This is a genomic window from Aromatoleum evansii, assembly GCF_012910805.1.
Classification (GTDB): Bacteria; Pseudomonadota; Gammaproteobacteria; order Burkholderiales; family Rhodocyclaceae; genus Aromatoleum; species Aromatoleum evansii.
In genome coordinates, this window is record NZ_WTVK01000032.1 from 39734 (window position 1) to 56992 (window position 17259).

A 17259-nucleotide genomic window follows, 5' to 3' on the forward strand; every position below is an offset into this window, starting at 1 on the left:
GTCCCGCAAGCGCCCCTCCGGGGCACGGAGCGTGGAATGGATGGGGCGGAAGAAGTGCAGATGATGGATCGTCGCGGCAGGATCTCGTCCCGTCCGGCGCGATCGCAGGCGGGCGAGCCTGTCGGTCATTTCCGCCTGATGCGCTATTTCACGCTCGCCAGCCTTGCCGCGTTCGTGATCGTCGCCGTCGTCCTGTATTTCCTGCAGCGCGGCGAGATCACGTTCTTCTCCGAAGTCCAGCGCGAGCAGGGCGAGTTCTTCTCCCGTGCGCAGACGGATCTGGCTGCCAAGCAGGACCAGGCCGCGCGCGCCAGTCTGCTTGCGCTGCACGAAGCCGGGCATGTCACCCTCACGCGCGTTGTCGGCAATGTGCTGTGGGATACGCACATCGCGCCTTTCGCCGCGCGTGCGCAGGCCATTTCAGCGGCCCCCTGCCGCAGCGTTCCCCCTTCCGTCGCGGGCAGCAACGATCCGCGGCGCGCATGCTTTGCGGAGTTGGGCCGGACGATCATGGCGCTGCCGGGATTCGCCGAGCTCGACGCCAAGGCCTATGAGACGATGCGGGCGAGCAGCGTGTTCAAGATCAAGGTGTTCGATCTGCGCGGCATCACGATCTACTCGTCGGAGCACGCGCAGATCGGCGAGGACAAGGCGGATAACCAGGGGTGGAGGAGCGCTGCCGCCGGCGTGCCCGCGAGCGAGATGACCCATCGCGAGCGCTTCAGCGCCTTCGAAGGCGTGGTCGAGAACCGCGACCTGATCTCGAGCTACATCCCCGTGCGCGAGCGTGGCAGCGATCGCGTCATCGGCGTGTTCGAGATCTATTCCGACGTCACTTCCTTCCTGGGACACATCCAGGCGGTTTCGGCCGAACTCGGGGGGCTCGCGCGTGCGAACCAGACCGAGCTGGAGCGGACGCTGGCACAGAACGAGGCCAAGGTCCGGGGCAGCTCGGAAGTCTTTCTGCTCATCGTGGGAGGTACGCTGGTCGTCCTCTACGGCGCCCTGTGGGCGATAGTCCGCATCGGACAGCGCATCATCGACGCACAGGCAGGGGCGCAGGAGCGCGCCGCGGAGCGCGAAGAGCGCTGGCATCATGAGAAGATGGCCGCCCTGGCGACGATGGCCGCGAACGTCTCGCACGAGGTCGGCAATCCCTTGGCAACGATCTCGATGCTCGCGCAGGAGATCCAGCTCAACAAGCAGCGCGGCGGGTGCGAAACCTGCCAGCCGGCGCTGATTCTCGAGCAGACCCGCCGCATTGCCGGAATGACGCGGCAGATCTCGGAGTTCGCCGCGGCGCGACGGGAGTCGCGCGAACTCATCGATATCAACACGATGGTCAAGTCGGTCCTCGATTTTCTCGGCTTCGACCGCCGTTTCCGCTCGATTCGCCTCGAATTCAAGGGAGGTGCCGATCTTCCGGCTGTCTCGGTGATCCCCGATTATCTCAACGAAGTGCTGATGAACCTGCTGCAGGCCTGCACGGAATGTCCAGCAGGTCCGGGCGGAAAGGGGGGCGCCATCATCGTCGAGACGATGACCAGCGGTGCCGAGCTGCTGATCCGCATCTCCAGCGAGTGCAAGGCCTATCCGGGCGTCTGCAAGGACCATGAGCGTTTCGAGGACAGCCGCTTCGATGTCGTTAGGCGGCGCATGCGGAGCCTGGGCGGCCGCGTCACGCGCGAGCGCTCGTACTACGAGATCGCCCTGCCGGCCCATGCGCCGGTCGCGCCCGCGTCCTGATTTTCCGGCTGACCTTCCCGCGGTACCGTATCCGGCCTTGCCGGGGATGCCCTAAAATTTCGCTTTCGTTGCTGAATCCGGTGGTCTGGCGGTTTCATGCCAGGCTTGCCCCCTGAAGGAATCCTTATGTCGTCCGCCCTGGGCATAGAAGAAGCCCGTTCCTACATGCACAGGCTGCTGAATGCGATGCACCAGATGGACGGGTCCGACCTGTTCATCTCGGTGGATTTTCCGCCGACCGTGAAGGCGCATGGCACGATGAAGGCGCTCAGCCAGCAGCGGCTCACGCCCGACATCACGCGTTCGCTGGCGCTTAGCCTCATGAATGACCGCCAGCGCGCAGAGTTCGAGGCAGAGATGGAGTGCAATTTCGCCATCTCCATCCCCGGTGTGTGCCGCTTTCGCGTGAACGTCTTCGTCCAGCAGCAGCACGTCGGGATGGTGATCCGCACCATCGCGTCCGAGATTCCCTCGCTCGCCAAGCTAGGTCTGCCCGAGGTGCTCAAGGAGATCATCATGACCAAGCGCGGCCTCGTGCTGGTCGTGGGCGGCACCGGTTCGGGAAAGTCGACGACGCTCGCGGCGATGATCGATCACCGCAACAGCTCGGGGCCGGGACACATCATCACCGTCGAGGATCCGGTCGAGTACGTCCATCGCAACAAGCAGTGCCTCGTCACCCACCGCGAGGTCGGCGTGGACACGCACTCCTGGGAGCACGCGTTGAAGAACACGCTGCGCCAGGCGCCCGATGTGATCCTGATCGGCGAGATCCGCGACCGCGAGACGATGGAACACGCGATTGCCTTCGCCGAGACCGGCCACCTGTGCCTGGGCACGCTGCATGCGAACAACGCCAACCAGACGATAGACCGCATCGTCAATTTCTTCCCCGAGGAGCGCCGCAACCAGCTGCTGATGGATCTGTCGTCGAACCTGCGGGCGATCGTGTCGCAGCGCCTGATCCGCACCGAAGACGGCAAGGGGCGCAAGGCCGCGATCGAGATCCTGCTCAACACCCCGACGATCGCGGAGATGATCTTCAAGGGGCAGTTTCAGTCCATCAAGGAGATCATGGCGAAGTCGCGCGAGCTGGGCATGTGCACCTTCGACCAGGCCCTGTTCGACCTCTACGACGCCGGCTTCATCAGCTACGAGGAGGCCATCCGCAACGCCGACTCGACCAACGAGCTGCGCCTGCAGATCAAGCTGAAGGCCGAGCGCGGCCAGCCGAAGACCTCCGCGGCCGCGGAACTGAGCCTGTCTATCGAGGAGGAGAAGGACGAGGAGGAGGCCGAGGGCTCCGCCGCTCCGGGCGTGAAGGTCGCTGGCTAGGAGCCTGTCGGACTTGAAGAATCGAAGCGAAAATTCGGCTGTGCGAGGACAGATTTTGTCGATTTTGCAGGTCAATAGTCATTCTATTGACCAAAAAAGCGGCGAAATATGGACCGCCCAGGCGGATTTGCAGCCGATTTCCTTTAAGTCCGACAGGCTCCTAGGTGGCGAGTCGTCGATCGGGCACGCGGATTCCGTTCGGCCGAGCCCTTCGACTTCGTTCAGGGCAGGCCTGTCGAAGCCTTGCCGATTCCCTTCGACAATCCAGCCCTGAGCAAGATCGGAGGATTTTGATCGTTCGCCGCCGTTAACGACCGCGCCCCTGCGATTCCCGCCGTAAAACAAAAAGCCCAGCAGATTGCTCTGCGGGGCTTTTTGCTGCCGCGCCGCCCCGGACGGGGCGGGCGCGTCGATCAAATCAGGCAGCGATCAGGCAGCCTTCTTCGAAGCGGTCTTGGCGGTGGCGCTCACGGCCTTGACGGTGGCGTTGGTCGCGGCAGCGACGTTCGCCTCGGCGATCTCGGCGACTTGCTTGGCAGCCTTGCTGACGCTGTCGTAGGCGCTGTTGGCGGCGGCGATGGCCGACTTGACGGCGGCGACGGCGACGTCCGAACCGGCGGGAGCCGACTTGGCAGCCTTGTCGAGAGCGGCGGCGACGTTCTTGTTCAGCTCGGCGATCTGGGCTTCGACCAGCTTCGAGACTTCTTCCTGACCCTGCGAAGCGATTTCATACACGCTGCGGTTGTAGGCCACGGCCTTCTCGACCAGCGGCTGAACCAGCGCGGCCTGCAGGCCCAGGAATTCCTGAGCGTCCTTCGCGCCGAGCAGGGCCTTGGAGTTGGCCAAGCCGTCTTCGAGGATCGAACGGGCGGTGTTCAGGTTCAGGGCGGCGAAACGCTCGGTGCTGGCGAAGGCGTTGTTGGCCAGGGTCAGCAGGGTTTCGACGTTGGTCTTGTTGGCGGCGGCGAATTGCTCGGGAGTAGCAAACATTTTCATCTCCTGATGAAGGTTACGTTTGGATTTGGTTTGCTTCGCGCCGGCCGCAGTGCGTGGTGCGTCGCAACATGGATTCGATTATAGGTCGGCGCAACTGCGTGTCAAGCTCTTTTGTGCGTTGCACAAAAAAATTCTTGCAGCGCTTGCCGGCGTCCCGCGTTTCTCTATGTGCCTGTTTTTTCTTTGTTTCATATTGAAACAAATGCCAAGCGGCAGGTTGCGATTATGTGCCAACGGCATTGATGCCGCTACGCAGCATGCGCTGCGAAGATTACACGAAAATTACGGGAGGAGGGCGCCGCCGCAGGATTGCGGCGGCGCAAAAAGCATCAGCGATGCTTGAAGACGGGCTTGCGCTTCTCGACGAAGGCGGCCATGCCTTCCTTCTGGTCTTCCAGGCCGAAGGCGGAATGGAAGGTGCGACGTTCGAACAGCAGGCCTTCGGTGAGGCTGCTCTCGAAGGCGCGATTCACCGACTCCTTGATCATCATGACGGCCGGCAGAGAGAAACTGGCGATGATCGTGGCGGCCTCGATCGCCTCTTCGACGAGGCGGTCGGCGGGGATGATGCGAGCGACGAGGCCGGCACGTTCGGCCTCGGCGGCGTCCATCATGCGCGCGGTGAGGCACATGTCCATCGCCTTGGCCTTGCCGATCGCGCGCGGCAGGCGCTGCGTGCCGCCGGCGCCGGGCAGGACGCCCAGCTTGACTTCGGGCTGGCCGAACTTGGCGGTGTCGGCGGCGAAGATCATGTCGCACATCATCGCCAGCTCGCATCCGCCGCCCAGCGCGAAGCCGGCGACGGCCGCGATGATCGGCTTGCGGCAGGTCTTCAGGCGCTCCCAGTTGCGCGTGATGTAGTCGCCCTTGTAGGCGTCCATGTGCGAGTAGTTTGCCATCGCGCCGATGTCGGCGCCGGCCGCGAAGGCCTTTTCCGAGCCGGTGATGACGATCGCGCCGATGTCCTCGTTCTTCTCGAAGCCGTCGAGCGCGTGGCCGACTTCATCGATCAGCTGGTCGTTGAGGGCGTTCATCGCCTTCGGGCGATTGAGCGTGATCAGTCCGACCCGTCCGCGCGTTTCGACGATGATGTTGTTGTACTCCATGCGTTCTCCTCGGTTGCAGGGTGAAGCGGTCAGTTGGTCTTCTCGGTGCCGGAATTCTTCGGCTGGATCACGGCGCGCACGCGCCCGTCGCCGGCGGCGCGCGTCTCGGTCTTGCCGGGCTGGTTGGTGACCAGGTAGTTCTCGCTCAGCGAGTCGTACTCGATATAGTGCCCGCGCACCTCGTCGGCGCCGGATTTCACGTGGGCCTGGTTGAACAGGCGTGCGCGCTCGGCGCGGCTGTCGTACTCGATGCGCTCGGCCTCGCCTTCGACGTACTCGTTGCTGCCTTCGCGCTTCTGGCGGAAGGTCGCGAGCCGTTTCTCGCTGCCGGTTGCGACGCCCGACTGGAAGCCGTCCGCCCCCTGGGTCACGACCAGCTTCGCGCCCTTGATCACGAGGGTGCCCTGGGTCAGCACCACGTCGCCTTCGAAGACGTGCACCTTGTTGCGGTCGTCTACGGTGACGCGGTTGGCTTCGATGTTGACCGGTTGGTCGCGGTCGGCGCGCTCGGCCAGCGCGGGTTGCGACAGCAGGCCCAGAACGAGTGCGTGAGCGAGCGCCAGCAGGGCAGGGAGGGAAGTGCGCGTCATGGTGAGTTCCGGTTGGTGCGCGGGATGTGCACGCGCGCGTTGCCGATGAGTTCCAGGGTGCCGAAGATATTGTCGGACTTCATGCCGTTCGCGTGGGCCGTGCTCGTCCCCTGCGTGATCGCGACCGGGTCGGAGCTCGCGGCGCGCTCGTCGTCGGGCCAGATCGTCAGCGAGGACGAGGCGAGCGTCATTTCCGGGCTGCCTTCTGCCGCATCGCGTCGCGCTCGCACGTCGCCGGTCAGGCGTACCTCTTCGCCCTCGCGCAGCACCTCGCCCTGTTCCGAGCTGAGATGCAATTCGCGTCCGTCGGCCTCGTAACGCAGGCGGGGGCGCTCCAGCCCCGTGGTATTCGTTTGCGGGTGGTGCGTGATCCGGTCGGCCAGCAATTCGTAATGTTGGCGGCCTTCGCGGTCGAATGCGATCAGGCGCGTGCGTTCGGCGATGAAGTCCGGTTCGGCGCGCGTCTGCGCCGACGGGCGGGCCTCGTCTCCGGTGGTGACACGCTCCAGCCACAGCGAGGCGCCGGCCACGATGAGCAGGCCGGCGAGGGGGTAGAGTTGCTGGACGGACGGTTTCACGGCCGGGGTGTCGGGCGGGACAGGGCGAAGCGCATCAGATCACCTTCGCGAGCATGAGGTCGTGGGTCGTCAGTGCACCGGCCAAGGCGCCCCGATCGTCGACAACCAGCAGCTGGTTGATGCGCTGCCGTTCCATCATCTCGGCGGCGGCAACGGCGAGCGCGTCGGGGCCGATGCTGCGCGGGCTGCGCGTCATCACCTCGGCGATCGTCGCGCTGCGCGCGTCGCAGCCGCGTTCCAGCGCCCGGCGCAGGTCGCCGTCGGTGAAGATGCCGATCGGGCGGCCGTCGGTGGCGACTACCGCGGTCATGCCCATGCCGCCGCGCGACATCTCGATCAGCGCCGCCATCATCGAGGCGTCCTCGCGTACCTGCGGCACGCGCTCGCCGGGGCGCATCACGTCGCTGACATGGGTCAGCAGGCGGCGACCGAGACTGCCTCCCGGGTGCGAACGGGCGAAATCGTCGGCGCCGAAGCCGCGCGCATCCAGCAGCGCCACCGCGAGGGCGTCGCCGAGCGCGAGCGCGGCCGTGGTGCTCGCCGTCGGGGCGAGATTCAGCGGACAGGCTTCCTCGGCCACGGCCGCGTCCAGATGCACATCGGCTTCGCGCGCGAGCGGGGATTCCGGTCTGCCGGTGATCGAGATGAGCTTGGCGCCCTGCCGCTTGACCAGCGGCACGATGGTGAGCACTTCCTCGCTCGCGCCGGAGTTCGACAGCGCGATCACGATGTCTTCCGGGGTGATCATGCCGAGGTCGCCGTGCGCGGCCTCCGCCGCGTGAACGAAGTAGGCCGGGGTGCCGGTGCTGGCGAGGGTGGCCGCGAGCTTGCGTCCGATGTGGCCCGACTTGCCGATGCCGGTGACGATGACGCGCCCGCGGCGCTGCAGGATCAGGTCCACCGCCTGTTCGAATTCGGCGCCGAGACGGTCCGCGAGGGCGACGATCGCATCGGCCTCGATGCGCAGCACGCGCCGTGCGAGGGGGATGGCGCCTGCTTCCCGCGCGGATTTGGGCTGGGGTGGGTTCATGGCGTTCGGAGCGGTTACACTTTTCTTTTATAGATCGCGTCGCGCGTCACGAGTCGTCGATAATGCAACGACGCTGCAGCGCACCAAGACAGGCGAGTATACCCGAACCGCCCGTCGAACCCGATGCACAACGCGGAGCCCCATGCCCAATACCCTGGAGTTGGTTCTCCTCCTGTTGGCCGCGGCGGTCGTCACGGTGGCGATCTTCCGCAGCCTCAATCTGCCGCCGGTGCTCGGCTATCTGCTGGTCGGCGCGGCCGTGGGGCCGCACGCGCTCAAGCTGGTGCCGGCGTCGGACGGTGCGAGCCATCTCGCCGAGTTCGGCGTCGTGTTCCTGATGTTCTCGATCGGCCTCGAGTTCTCGCTGCCCCGCCTGCTGGCGATGAAGCGGACCGTGTTCGGCCTGGGCTCGGCGCAGGTGCTGGGCTGCATCGCGCTCGTGATGGGGCTGGGCCATCTGTTCGGCCTGCCCTGGGGGGCGGGGCTCGCGCTCGGCGGTACGCTGGCGATGTCCTCGACCGCGATCCTGTCCAAGCTGTTGTCCGATCGCATGGAGCTCGACAGCAAGCACGGCCGCGAGACGATGGGCGTGCTGCTGTTCCAGGACATCGCCGTCGTGCCCCTGCTGATCCTGATTCCGGCCTTGTCGCAGCCGGCCGAGGCGCTGGCGGAGACCCTGGGCGTCGCGGCCCTGAAGGCCGTCGTCCTGCTGGTCCTGGTGCTCGGTTTCGGTCAGCGGCTGATGCGCGCCTGGTTCACCATCGTCGCGCGGCGCCGCTCGGGCGAGCTCTTCATGCTCAACGTGCTTCTCATCACGCTCGGGTTGGCGTGGTTGTCGCAGTGGGTCGGGCTGTCGCTGGCGCTCGGCGCCTTCCTCGCCGGCATGCTGATCTCCGAGACCGAGTTCCGCTATCAGGTCGAGGAGGACATCAAGCCTTTTCGCGACGTGTTGCTTGGGCTCTTCTTCGTCACGGTCGGCATGTTCCTCGACGTGCATGTGATCGCGAGCCATCTCTTCGCAGTGCTGGGCATGGTCGCGGCGTTGTTGGCCGTGAAGTGCGCGATCGTGTTCGCGGCCTCGCGCGCCTTCGGTTCCTCTGCCGGCACGGCGTTGCGCACCGGCCTGTGGCTGTGCGCGGGCGGCGAATTCGGTTTCGTGCTGGTGTCGCAGATCGACGGCCTCGGCCTGATGCCGCCTGCGCTGCTGCAGACCACGGTCGCCGCGCTGGTCGTGTCGATGCTGCTCGCACCGCTGGTCGTGCAGGCGAGCGACCGGATCGTGCTGCGCTTCGTTGCCTCCGAATGGCTGCTGCGTTCGATGGAGCTGACGCGCGTAGCGGCGCAGTCGATGAACACCAGCAAGCACATCATCATCTGCGGCTACGGGCGTAGCGGGCAGTACATGGCGCGCTTCCTCGAGCAGGAGAACGTCAGCTACGTCGCGCTGGATCTCGATCCCGAGCGCGTGCGCGAGGCCGCGGCGGCCGGCGATACCGTCGTCTACGGCGACGCCTCGCGCCACGAGACGCTGATGGCGGCCGGCATCATGCGCGCGAGCGCGCTGGTGATCTCCTTCGGCGAGGTCGAGGCTGCGCTGCGCGTGCTGCATCGCGCACTCGCGCTGCGACCGGACCTGCCCGTCGTTACACGCGCCGCGGACGAGAAGGACATGGATCGTCTGGCGCAAGGCGGTGCCGCGGAAGTCGTCCCGGAGGCCTTCGAGGGCAGCATCATGCTCGCGTCGCACGCCCTCGCGCTCATCGGCGTGCCGCTCAATCGCGTCGTGCGGCGCATCCGCGACGTGCGCAACCAGCGCTATGCCCTCATGCGCGGCTTCTTCCACGGTACCTCCGATGCGGCCGACGGCCCCGAGGCACGCCAGGTGCGCCTGCATCCCGTGACCCTTCCGGCCGGCGCGCATGCGGTCGGCCGCACCCTGGGGGCGATGGCGCTCGACGAGTTCGGCGTGAGCGTGTCGGCCGTGCGCCGGCGCAACATCCGCGGCCTCGCGCCGAGTGCGGAAACGCTGATGCAGGCGGGCGACGTGGTCGTGCTGATGGGCGTGCCCGCCGACCTCGAGCAGGCGGAAGGGCGGCTGCTGCGAGGAAGGTGAGCCGCTGCGACGCCGATGGCGGCGTTTGTGCTTGCGAATGCGCCGCAGGGCGCAACACTGTGTTCGTGTATTCGTTCCGCATCGGGGCGGCGGCAATGGCTGCCGCTTCCGCCCTGTCTGCTAAACTAGCAGGCTTTGAAGATCCCCGAGGGGCCTCGACTTGGTTTCCGAAACCGACAATCTGCTGGTGAGCCTGAAGGATGTCCGCTTCGCCTACGGCGAGCGCGAGATCCTGCGCGGCGTCAACCTGAAGGTGCCGCGGGGCAAGGTCGTTGCGATCATGGGTGGCAGCGGTTGCGGCAAGACCACGCTGTTGCGCCTGATCGGCGGGCAGCTGCGTGCGACGGCCGGCACCGTCGAGGTCGCGGGCCGCAATGTCTCGTCGCTGGATACGGCCGAGCTGTACGAGATGCGCCGGCGCATGGGCATGCTGTTCCAGTTTGGCGCGCTATTCACCGACATGTCGGTGTTCGACAACGTCGCCTTCCCCCTGCGCGAACACACCGACCTGCCGTTCGGGCTCATCCGCGACATGGTGCTGATGAAGCTCAACGCCGTCGGACTGCGCGGCGCGGCGGATCTCATGCCGGCGGAACTGTCGGGCGGTATGGCACGCCGCGTCGCGCTGGCGCGGGCGATCGCGCTCGATCCGATGCTGATCATGTACGACGAGCCCTTCGCCGGCCTCGATCCGATCTCGCTCGGCGTCATCGGTCAGCTGATCCGCAAGCTCAATGATGCGCTCGGCGCGACGACGATCATGGTGACGCACGACATCATGGAGTCGCTGCAGATCGTCGATTACATCTATTTCGTCTCCGAAGGCGGCATCGTCGCGGAAGGCACTCCCGACGAGCTGCGCGCCTCCAAGGATCCCTGGGTGTACCAGTTCATCCACGCCGAGCCCGACGGCCCCGTGCCCTTCCACTATCCGGCCGAGGCGCTGGACGAATGCCTCATCGGCGGGAGGGCCGCATGAACGGCCTGCTGAACTTCATCCGCCGCTTGGGCGCAATGGCGGTCGAGGGGGTGTGGCGCATCGGTTTCGCCGCACGCTTCTTCATGCTGCTGCTGCGCCATTCGGGGCAATCGTTGACCCGCATCCACCTGACGGTGCGCGAGATCTACTTCAGCGGGGTGCTGTCGCTGCTGATCATCGTCGTCTCGGGCCTCTTCGTCGGCATGGTGCTGGGCCTGCAGGGCTACGAGACGCTGCAGCGCTACGGTTCGGGCGATGCGCTGGGCGTGCTGGTGTCGCTGTCGCTGACGCGCGAGCTCGGCCCGGTCGTCGCGGGGCTCCTCTTCGCCAGCCGCGCCGGCCTCGCCGTGACCGCGGAGATCGGCCTGATGAAGACCACCGAGCAGCTCGATGCGATGGACATGATGGCGGTCAATCCCATCGCCCGCGTCGTCGCGCCGCGCTTCTGGGGCGGCGTGATTTCGATGCCGCTGCTGGCCGCGCTGTTCTCCGCGATGGGCGTGTTCGGCGGCTGGCTGATCGGTGTCGTGTTCATCGGTGTCGATGACGGCGCATTCTGGTCGCAGATGCAGGCGGCCGTGGATTTCCGCTTCGACATCATGAACGGCGTGATCAAGAGCTTCGTGTTCGGCGCGACGGTTGCGCTGATCGCCGTGTTCGAGGGCTACGACTGCACGCCGACCGCCGAGGGGCTGTCGCGGGCGATCACCCGCACCGTCGTGACCTCCGCGCTGGCGATCCTGGCGCTCGATTTCGTGCTTACATCTCTTATGTTCCGAGGGCAGTCATGAGGCGTACAACGCTCGACCTGTGGGTCGGTTTCTTCGTGATCATCGGCATGGCCGCGCTGATGTTCCTCGCGTTCAAGGTCGGCAATCTGGGGGCTGCCAACGGCGGCGAGACCTATCTCGTGAGCGGACAGTTCGACAACATCGGCGGCCTGAAAGTGAGGGCGCCGGTGAAGAGTGCCGGTGTCGTCGTCGGCCGCGTCAAGGAGATCCGCTTCGACTCCAAGACCTATCGCGCCGTCGTCTCCCTGTCGCTCGATGCGAGCTACCAGTTCCCGCGCGACACGATTGCGACCATCCTGACCTCCGGCCTGCTCGGCGAGCAGTATGTCGGCCTCGAGCCGGGGGGCGACGAGGCGATGCTGAAGAGCGGCGACGCGCTGCAGATCACCCAGTCGGCGGTCGTGCTGGAGAAGCTCATCGGCCAGTTCATGTTCGACAAGGCTGCCGAAGGGTCGGCGCCGGCGAACTGATCCGGTTGCGCGCAATCTGAATCCCATAATGAAAAAGAAGACCTCCCCCAAGCTCGTGAAGGCGCTCGCCCTTGCGTCCGCCTGTTTCGCGCTGGCCGGCTGCACCGCGCGCGTCGCCAATCCGGACGATCCGCTCGAAAGCTACAACCGCGCGATGTTCACCTTCAACGAGAAGGTCGACCAAGCCGCGATCGAACCCGTCGCCAAGGCCTACGACAAGGTCACGCCGCTGCCGGTGCGCACCGGCGTCGGCAACTTCTTCGGCAACGTCGGCGACGTGTGGATCGGCGGCAACAACCTGTTGCAGGGCAAATTCGCGGATGGCCTGAGCGACCTGCTACGCTTCGCGATCAACTCGACGGTCGGCATCCTCGGCTTCTTCGATGTTGCCAGCGAGCTCGATCTGCCCAAGCACGACGAGGATTTCGGTCAGACCCTGGGCTGGTGGGGTGTGGGTGAAGGCGCCTACTTCGTGGTGCCCTTCTTCGGCCCCCGCACCGTCCGCGATGCCGCGGTATTGCCGATCGACCTGTACGGCGACGACGTGTGGGGCATCCGGGATGTCCCGACGCGCAACAGCCTCACGGCACTGCGTCTCGTGCATGCACGCGCCAACCTGCTCGGCATCGACAAGACGCTCGAGGAAGGCACGCTGGACAAGTATGCGTATGCGCGCGATTTCTACCTGCAGCAGCGCCGCTACCGCGTGTTCGACGGCAATCCGCCGCTCGAGGAGATCGATTTCAACGGCGCCCGCAGGCAGCAGGATGACGCCGAGCTGCTGGCGGAAAGCGGCGCGCAATAAGTGTTTGAAGGACAACAGGGGCCCGCGCATGGTCGCCGGAGTCCCCGAGGAGTGATGATGAAGAAGTTCCTGCTTTCCCTGTGTCTGATGTTCGCGGTGCTGCCGGCGTTTGCGGGCGACGCGCCCAAGGCGCCCGATGCGCTCGTGCGCGAGGTGAGCGACGATGTCCTGACCATCGTGCGTCAGGACAAGGCGATCCAGTCCGGCGACACGCGCCGTGTGATCGACCTGGTCGAGGAAAAGGTCCTCCCGCATTTCAACTTCCGCCGCATGACCATGCTGGCGGTGGGCAAGGACTGGCGCCAGGCAAGCCCCGAGCAGCAGGGCAAGCTCGTCGAGGCCTTCCGCACCCTGCTCGTGCGCACCTATTCCAACGCGCTGACGCAGTATCGCGACCAGACCATCGGCTACAAGCCCGCCAAGTTCGGCGAGGCCGACACCTCGGTGCGCGTGCAGACCGAAGTCCGCCAGGCCGGCGCGCAGCCGATCAACATCGACTACACGCTCGAAAAGACCGCCGAAGGCTGGAAGGTCTTCGACGTGGTCGTCGCCGGCGTGAGCCTCGTGACCAACTACCGCGGCACCTTCGCCCAGGAGATCCGCAGCGGTGGCGTGGATGGCCTGATCAAGTCGCTGGAGCAGAAGAACCGCGACCTCGCCGCGCCGGCACGTACATGAGCGCCGCTTCGGGCAAGGTCCTCGCCATCGACGGCGAGCTGACGATGGCGACGGCCGCGCAGTGGATCGAGCGCGGTCGCGCACAGGCACGCACGGAGGATCTCGTCGTCGACCTGTCCGGCGTCACCGCAGCGGATTCGTCCGCGCTGGCACTGCTGTTCGACTGGATGCGCGTTGCCCGCGCGAGCGGGAACAAGGTTCGCCAGACCGGCATGCCGGCGGGGATGCGCAGCCTTGCGACGCTCTACGGTGTCGACGAGTTGCTGCCCGCCGACGCCTGAGCCGCTGCAGTCGATGACTACACCCGCAATACGGATTGTTTCGGCGACCAAGCGCTATGCTTCCCTCCAGGCGCTCGCCGGCGTCGACCTCGAAGTCGCGCAGGGCGAGTTCTTCGGCCTGCTCGGGCCCAACGGCGCAGGCAAGACGACGCTGATCTCGGCCCTCTCGGGGCTGGTGCGCCCGGATGGCGGGATCTTCGAGATCATGGGCCACAACGTCGTCTCTGATTACCGCAATGCCCGGCGCAACCTCGGCGTCGTGCCGCAGGAGCTGGTCTTCGATCCCTTCTTCTCGGTGCGCGAGCTGCTGCGCATCCAGTCGGGCTACTTCGGCATCCGCAACAACGACGACTGGATCGACGAGATCCTCGCGAGCCTCGACCTGACCGCCAAGGCCGGCGCCAACATGCGCATGCTCTCGGGCGGCATGAAGCGGCGCGTGCTCGTTGCGCAGGCGCTCGTGCATCGTCCGCCGGTGATCGTGCTCGACGAGCCGACCGCGGGCGTCGACGTCGAATTGCGGCAGGGCTTGTGGCAGTTCATCCGCAAGCTCAACCGTGACGGCCACACCATCGTGCTGACCACGCACTACCTCGAGGAGGCCGAAACGCTGTGCGGTCGCATCGCGATGCTGAAATCCGGCAAGGTCGTCGCGCTGGACACCACGGAGAACCTGCTGCGGCGTTTCGCGAGCCACTCGCTCGGTGTCCGCCTGGAGAACCCCGAGATGGCCGCCGCACTCGGCGGAACGCTTGCGGTGGGCGGATGGGCCAATTTCCCGCTCGAGCGCTACGAGGATCTCGAGCCGCTGCTCGCGCGGCTGCGCGAGGCGGGGGCAAGGATCCTCGAGCTGCGTCTCGGTGAGGCGGACCTCGAGCGCGTGTTCGTGGAGGTCATGAATCGTGCATGACCGCCTGATCGGATTCCGCACGCTGCTGTACAAGGAAGTGCTGCGCTTCTGGAAGGTGAGCTTCCAGACCGTCGGCGCGCCGGTGCTCAATGCGCTGCTCTACCTGCTGATCTTCTCGCATGTGCTTGACCGACACGTGACGGTCTATGGCGACGTCGCCTACACCGCCTTCCTCGTGCCTGGGCTGGTGATGATGTCGCTGCTGCAGAACGCCTTCGCCAACAGCTCCTCGTCGCTGATCCAGAGCAAGATCACCGGCAACATCATCTTCGTGCTGCTGCCGCCGCTGTCCTACCGCGAGTTCTATGCCGCCTACGTGATTGCGTCGGTGCTGCGAGGGCTGTTCGTCGGCTGCGGGGTGTTGCTCGTGTCCTTCCTCTTCGTCGAGCTGCCGCTGGCGGCGCCGGGCTGGATCTTCGCGTTCGGTCTCATGGGGGGCGCGATCCTCGGTTCGCTGGGCGTCATCGCGGGTATCTGGGCGGACAAGTTCGACCAGCTCGCGGGCTTCCAGAACTTCCTGATCATGCCGCTGACGATGCTGTCCGGCGTGTTCTACTCGATCCACTCGCTGCCGGCGTTCTGGCAGAAGGTCTCGCACATCAATCCGTTCTTCTTCATGATCGACGGTTTCCGCTACGGCTTCTTCGGCCAGTCCGACGTTTCGCCGTGGCTGAGCCTTGCGGTCGTGGGTGTCTGTTTCGTGTTCCTCGCAGTGCTGACCCTGGCGATGCTCGCCCGGGGCTACAAGCTGCGGGCTTGAGGGTAGTCAAAATGTTTGAAGCAGCAGAAATCAAGCGTCTCATCGAGCAGGGCATGGCCTGCGAATTCGTGGAGATCCAAGGCGACGACGGGGTGCATTTCACCGGCATCGTCGTCAGCGCGGAGTTCGAGGGCAAGCCCAAGGTGCGCCAGCACCAGGCCGTGTATGCGACGCTCGGCAGGTTCATGGGCAACGAGATTCACGCGCTGCAGCTGCAGACCTACACCCCCGCCAAGTGGGCCGAAGTGCGCACCGACCTGGGCTTCTGAGCGGGACGCGATGGACAAGCTTCTGATCGAAGGCGGCGCCCGTCTCACGGGCGAAACCGCCATTTCCGGCGCGAAGAACGCGGCCTTGCCCATTCTGTGCGCGGCGCTGCTGACGCGCGAGCCGGTCACCTTCACGAACGTGCCTCAGCTCAACGACATCGGCACGCTGCTGAGGCTCCTCGCGCAGATGGGCGTGAAGGTCAGCCGCGGTTCCGGCGACGATGCCGGCACCGTGACGCTCGATGCTTCCGAACTCGACAATCCGGTCGCGACCTACGAGATGGTCAAGACCATGCGTGCGTCGATTCTGGTGCTCGGCCCGCTGGTCGCGCGCTGCGGTGAGGCGAAGGTGAGCCTGCCCGGCGGTTGCGCGATCGGTGCGCGACCGGTGGATCAGCACATCAAGGGCCTGCAGGCGATGGGCGCGCAGGTCGCGGTCGAGCACGGCTACGTGCATGCGCAGGTGCCGCGCCTGAAGGGCGCACGCCTGTTCACCGACATGGTCACCGTCACCGGCACCGAGAACCTGATGATGGCGGCCTGCCTCGCCGACGGCGAGACGGTCATCGAGAATGCGGCACGCGAGCCCGAGGTCGTCGATCTGGCGAACTGCCTCGTCGCGATGGGGGCGCGCATCTCGGGCGCCGGCACCGACGTGATCCGCATCCGCGGCGTCGAGCGCCTGTCGGGCACGACCCACCGCATCATGCCGGACCGCATCGAGACCGGTACCTACCTGTGCGCTGCAGCCGCCACGGGCGGCGAGATCCGCCTCACGCGCACCTCGTCGGCCTATCTCGACGCCGTGATCGACAAGCTCATGGACGCCGGTTGCGACGTGGTCTCCGAGCGCGACGCGATCCGCCTCAAGGCTCCGCAGCGCCTCACGTCGGTGAGCATCCGTACCTCGCCCTATCCGGCCTTTCCGACCGACATGCAGGCGCAGTTCATGGCGATCAATGCGGTCGCGAACGGTGCGGCGGTGATCCGCGAGACGATCTTCGAGAACCGCTTCATGCACGCGGTCGAGCTCCAGCGCCTCGGCGCCGACATCCGCATCGACGGCAACACTGCGATGGTGCAGGGCGTCGAACGCCTGCAGGGGGCGACCGTGATGGCCACCGACCTGCGTGCCTCGGCGAGTCTCGTGATCGCCGGGCTGGTCGCCGAAGGCGAAACAGTGATCGAGCGCATCTACCATCTCGACCGCGGTTACGAGCGCCTGGAGCAGAAGCTCGCCGACCTCGGCGCGCGGGTGCGCCGGCTCGCCTGATCGCGGGGGCGTCGGCCGCTGTGCCGGCGCCCGCATGTCTTATAGGTCGAAGCGACCCGCAGCCTCGGGCTGCCAGGTCACGCCAAGCACTTCGAGCCGGATCGGCTGCTTCTCCGAATTTTCCCAGTCGATCGCTTGGCCGACCGACAGGCCCAGCAGGGCGCTGCCGGCCGGCGTGAAGACCGACACCTTCCCTCCGTCCGGTGCTGCGTCACCGGGGTAGACCAGCGTCAGCTCGTGCTCGCGGCCGCCGGGCAGTTCGCGGAAGCGCGCGCGGCTGTTCATCGTGATGACGTTGGCCGGCATGTCCTGGGGTTCGCGCACATCGGCGCGCGCGAGTTCGTCGCGCAGACCGTTGAGGTCGCTGCGGTTGCGGGCGGCCGGTGCGGCCAGCAGCCCCTCGAGGCGATCGAGGTCCTGCGAGGAGATCACGATTTCGGGTTTCATGGCGTTTCGACTCCGTGCTTCGCGCAAAAAGTAAAAAAGGCCGAACCGCAGCGCGGTTCAGCCAGTCGCTGAAGGCTAACAGAAGGGCGGGCGGGTTACAAT

The 17259-nt window shown here is 65.9% G+C and carries 20 protein-coding genes; 13 read left to right on the top strand and 7 right to left on the bottom strand.

Annotated elements, in window-relative coordinates:
* Nucleotides 1–36 precede the first annotated feature (36 nt).
* On the top strand, nt 37–1746 hold the full coding sequence (locus GO615_RS16640) for a sensor histidine kinase (RefSeq protein ID WP_169130041.1): 1710 nt from the start codon (nt 37–39) through the stop codon (nt 1744–1746).
* 126 nt (nt 1747–1872) lie between these two features.
* A complete protein-coding gene (locus GO615_RS16645) occupies nt 1873–3081 on the top strand; it encodes a PilT/PilU family type 4a pilus ATPase (protein WP_169130043.1) in 1209 nt (402 codons plus the stop codon).
* A 78-nt stretch (nt 3082–3159) separates the two neighbouring features.
* On the opposite strand, the gene GO615_RS16650 is transcribed toward GO615_RS16645, so the two are convergent.
* The 6 genes from GO615_RS16650 to GO615_RS16675 all read right to left on the bottom strand — a co-directional run bounded on the left by GO615_RS16650 (nt 3160) and on the right by GO615_RS16675 (nt 7381).
* Entirely contained in the window at nt 3160–3498 is a 339-nt protein-coding gene (locus GO615_RS16650) for a hypothetical protein (RefSeq protein WP_169130045.1), read from the bottom strand.
* Between the two features lie 12 nt (nt 3499–3510).
* Entirely contained in the window at nt 3511–4077 is a 567-nt protein-coding gene (locus GO615_RS16655) for a phasin family protein (protein ID WP_169130047.1), read from the bottom strand.
* Nucleotides 4078–4406: 329 nt separating this feature from the next.
* On the bottom strand, nt 4407–5183 hold the full coding sequence (locus GO615_RS16660) for an enoyl-CoA hydratase (protein ID WP_169130049.1): 777 nt from the start codon (nt 5181–5183) through the stop codon (nt 4407–4409).
* A gap of 29 nt (nt 5184–5212) precedes the next feature.
* Nucleotides 5213–5773: a lipopolysaccharide transport periplasmic protein LptA gene (gene lptA, locus GO615_RS16665; RefSeq protein ID WP_169130051.1), complete on the bottom strand. Its 561-nt coding sequence runs from the start codon at nt 5771–5773 to the stop codon at nt 5213–5215.
* On the bottom strand, nt 5770–6351 hold the full coding sequence (gene lptC / locus GO615_RS16670; protein ID WP_169130053.1) for an LPS export ABC transporter periplasmic protein LptC: 582 nt from the start codon (nt 6349–6351) through the stop codon (nt 5770–5772). The genes lptA and lptC overlap by 4 nt, the downstream gene beginning before the upstream one ends.
* A 34-nt stretch (nt 6352–6385) precedes the next feature.
* On the bottom strand, nt 6386–7381 hold the full coding sequence (locus GO615_RS16675) for a KpsF/GutQ family sugar-phosphate isomerase (RefSeq protein ID WP_169130055.1): 996 nt from the start codon (nt 7379–7381) through the stop codon (nt 6386–6388).
* 142 nt (nt 7382–7523) lie between these two features.
* Here GO615_RS16675 and GO615_RS16680 point away from each other — a divergent pair, with 142 nt between their 5' ends.
* From GO615_RS16680 to murA, 11 genes are all read left to right on the top strand, one after another.
* Nucleotides 7524–9494 carry a monovalent cation:proton antiporter family protein gene (locus GO615_RS16680; protein ID WP_169130057.1) on the top strand — a complete coding sequence of 657 codons (1971 nt, stop codon included), beginning with the start codon at nt 7524–7526 and terminating at the stop codon, nt 9492–9494.
* 160 nt (nt 9495–9654) lie between these two features.
* Nucleotides 9655–10473, top strand: coding sequence for an ABC transporter ATP-binding protein (locus tag GO615_RS16685; RefSeq protein WP_169130059.1), 819 nt, complete (start codon nt 9655–9657; stop codon nt 10471–10473).
* On the top strand, nt 10470–11264 hold the full coding sequence (gene mlaE, locus GO615_RS16690) for a lipid asymmetry maintenance ABC transporter permease subunit MlaE (protein WP_169130061.1): 795 nt from the start codon (nt 10470–10472) through the stop codon (nt 11262–11264). The genes GO615_RS16685 and mlaE overlap by 4 nt, the downstream gene beginning before the upstream one ends.
* Nucleotides 11261–11734: an outer membrane lipid asymmetry maintenance protein MlaD gene (mlaD, locus tag GO615_RS16695; protein ID WP_169130063.1), complete on the top strand. Its 474-nt coding sequence runs from the start codon at nt 11261–11263 to the stop codon at nt 11732–11734. Before mlaE ends, mlaD begins: the two co-directional genes overlap by 4 nt.
* Before the next feature lie 28 nt (nt 11735–11762).
* Nucleotides 11763–12539, top strand: coding sequence for an MlaA family lipoprotein (locus GO615_RS16700; protein ID WP_169130065.1), 777 nt, complete (start codon nt 11763–11765; stop codon nt 12537–12539).
* A 57-nt stretch (nt 12540–12596) separates the two neighbouring features.
* A complete protein-coding gene (locus GO615_RS16705) occupies nt 12597–13217 on the top strand; it encodes an MlaC/ttg2D family ABC transporter substrate-binding protein (RefSeq protein WP_169130067.1) in 621 nt (206 codons plus the stop codon).
* Nucleotides 13214–13498: an STAS domain-containing protein gene (locus GO615_RS16710; RefSeq protein ID WP_169130069.1), complete on the top strand. Its 285-nt coding sequence runs from the start codon at nt 13214–13216 to the stop codon at nt 13496–13498. Before GO615_RS16705 ends, GO615_RS16710 begins: the two co-directional genes overlap by 4 nt.
* A 13-nt stretch (nt 13499–13511) precedes the next feature.
* Complete coding sequence (locus GO615_RS16715) at nt 13512–14408, top strand: ABC transporter ATP-binding protein (RefSeq protein ID WP_169130071.1); 897 nt, start codon at nt 13512–13514, stop codon at nt 14406–14408.
* Complete coding sequence (locus GO615_RS16720) at nt 14401–15168, top strand: ABC transporter permease (RefSeq protein WP_169130073.1); 768 nt, start codon at nt 14401–14403, stop codon at nt 15166–15168. The genes GO615_RS16715 and GO615_RS16720 overlap by 8 nt, the downstream gene beginning before the upstream one ends.
* 11 nt (nt 15169–15179) lie before the next feature.
* Entirely contained in the window at nt 15180–15437 is a 258-nt protein-coding gene (locus tag GO615_RS16725) for a BolA family protein (RefSeq protein ID WP_169130075.1), read from the top strand.
* 10 nt (nt 15438–15447) lie between these two features.
* Nucleotides 15448–16710, top strand: a complete 1263-nt coding sequence (gene murA / locus GO615_RS16730; protein WP_169130077.1) for a UDP-N-acetylglucosamine 1-carboxyvinyltransferase — start codon at nt 15448–15450, stop codon at nt 16708–16710.
* A gap of 39 nt (nt 16711–16749) precedes the next feature.
* Here the strand turns inward: murA and rnk are convergent, their stop codons facing one another.
* Nucleotides 16750–17157 carry a nucleoside diphosphate kinase regulator gene (rnk, locus tag GO615_RS16735; protein ID WP_169130079.1) on the bottom strand — a complete coding sequence of 136 codons (408 nt, stop codon included), beginning with the start codon at nt 17155–17157 and terminating at the stop codon, nt 16750–16752.
* Nucleotides 17158–17259: the final 102 nt, after the last annotated feature.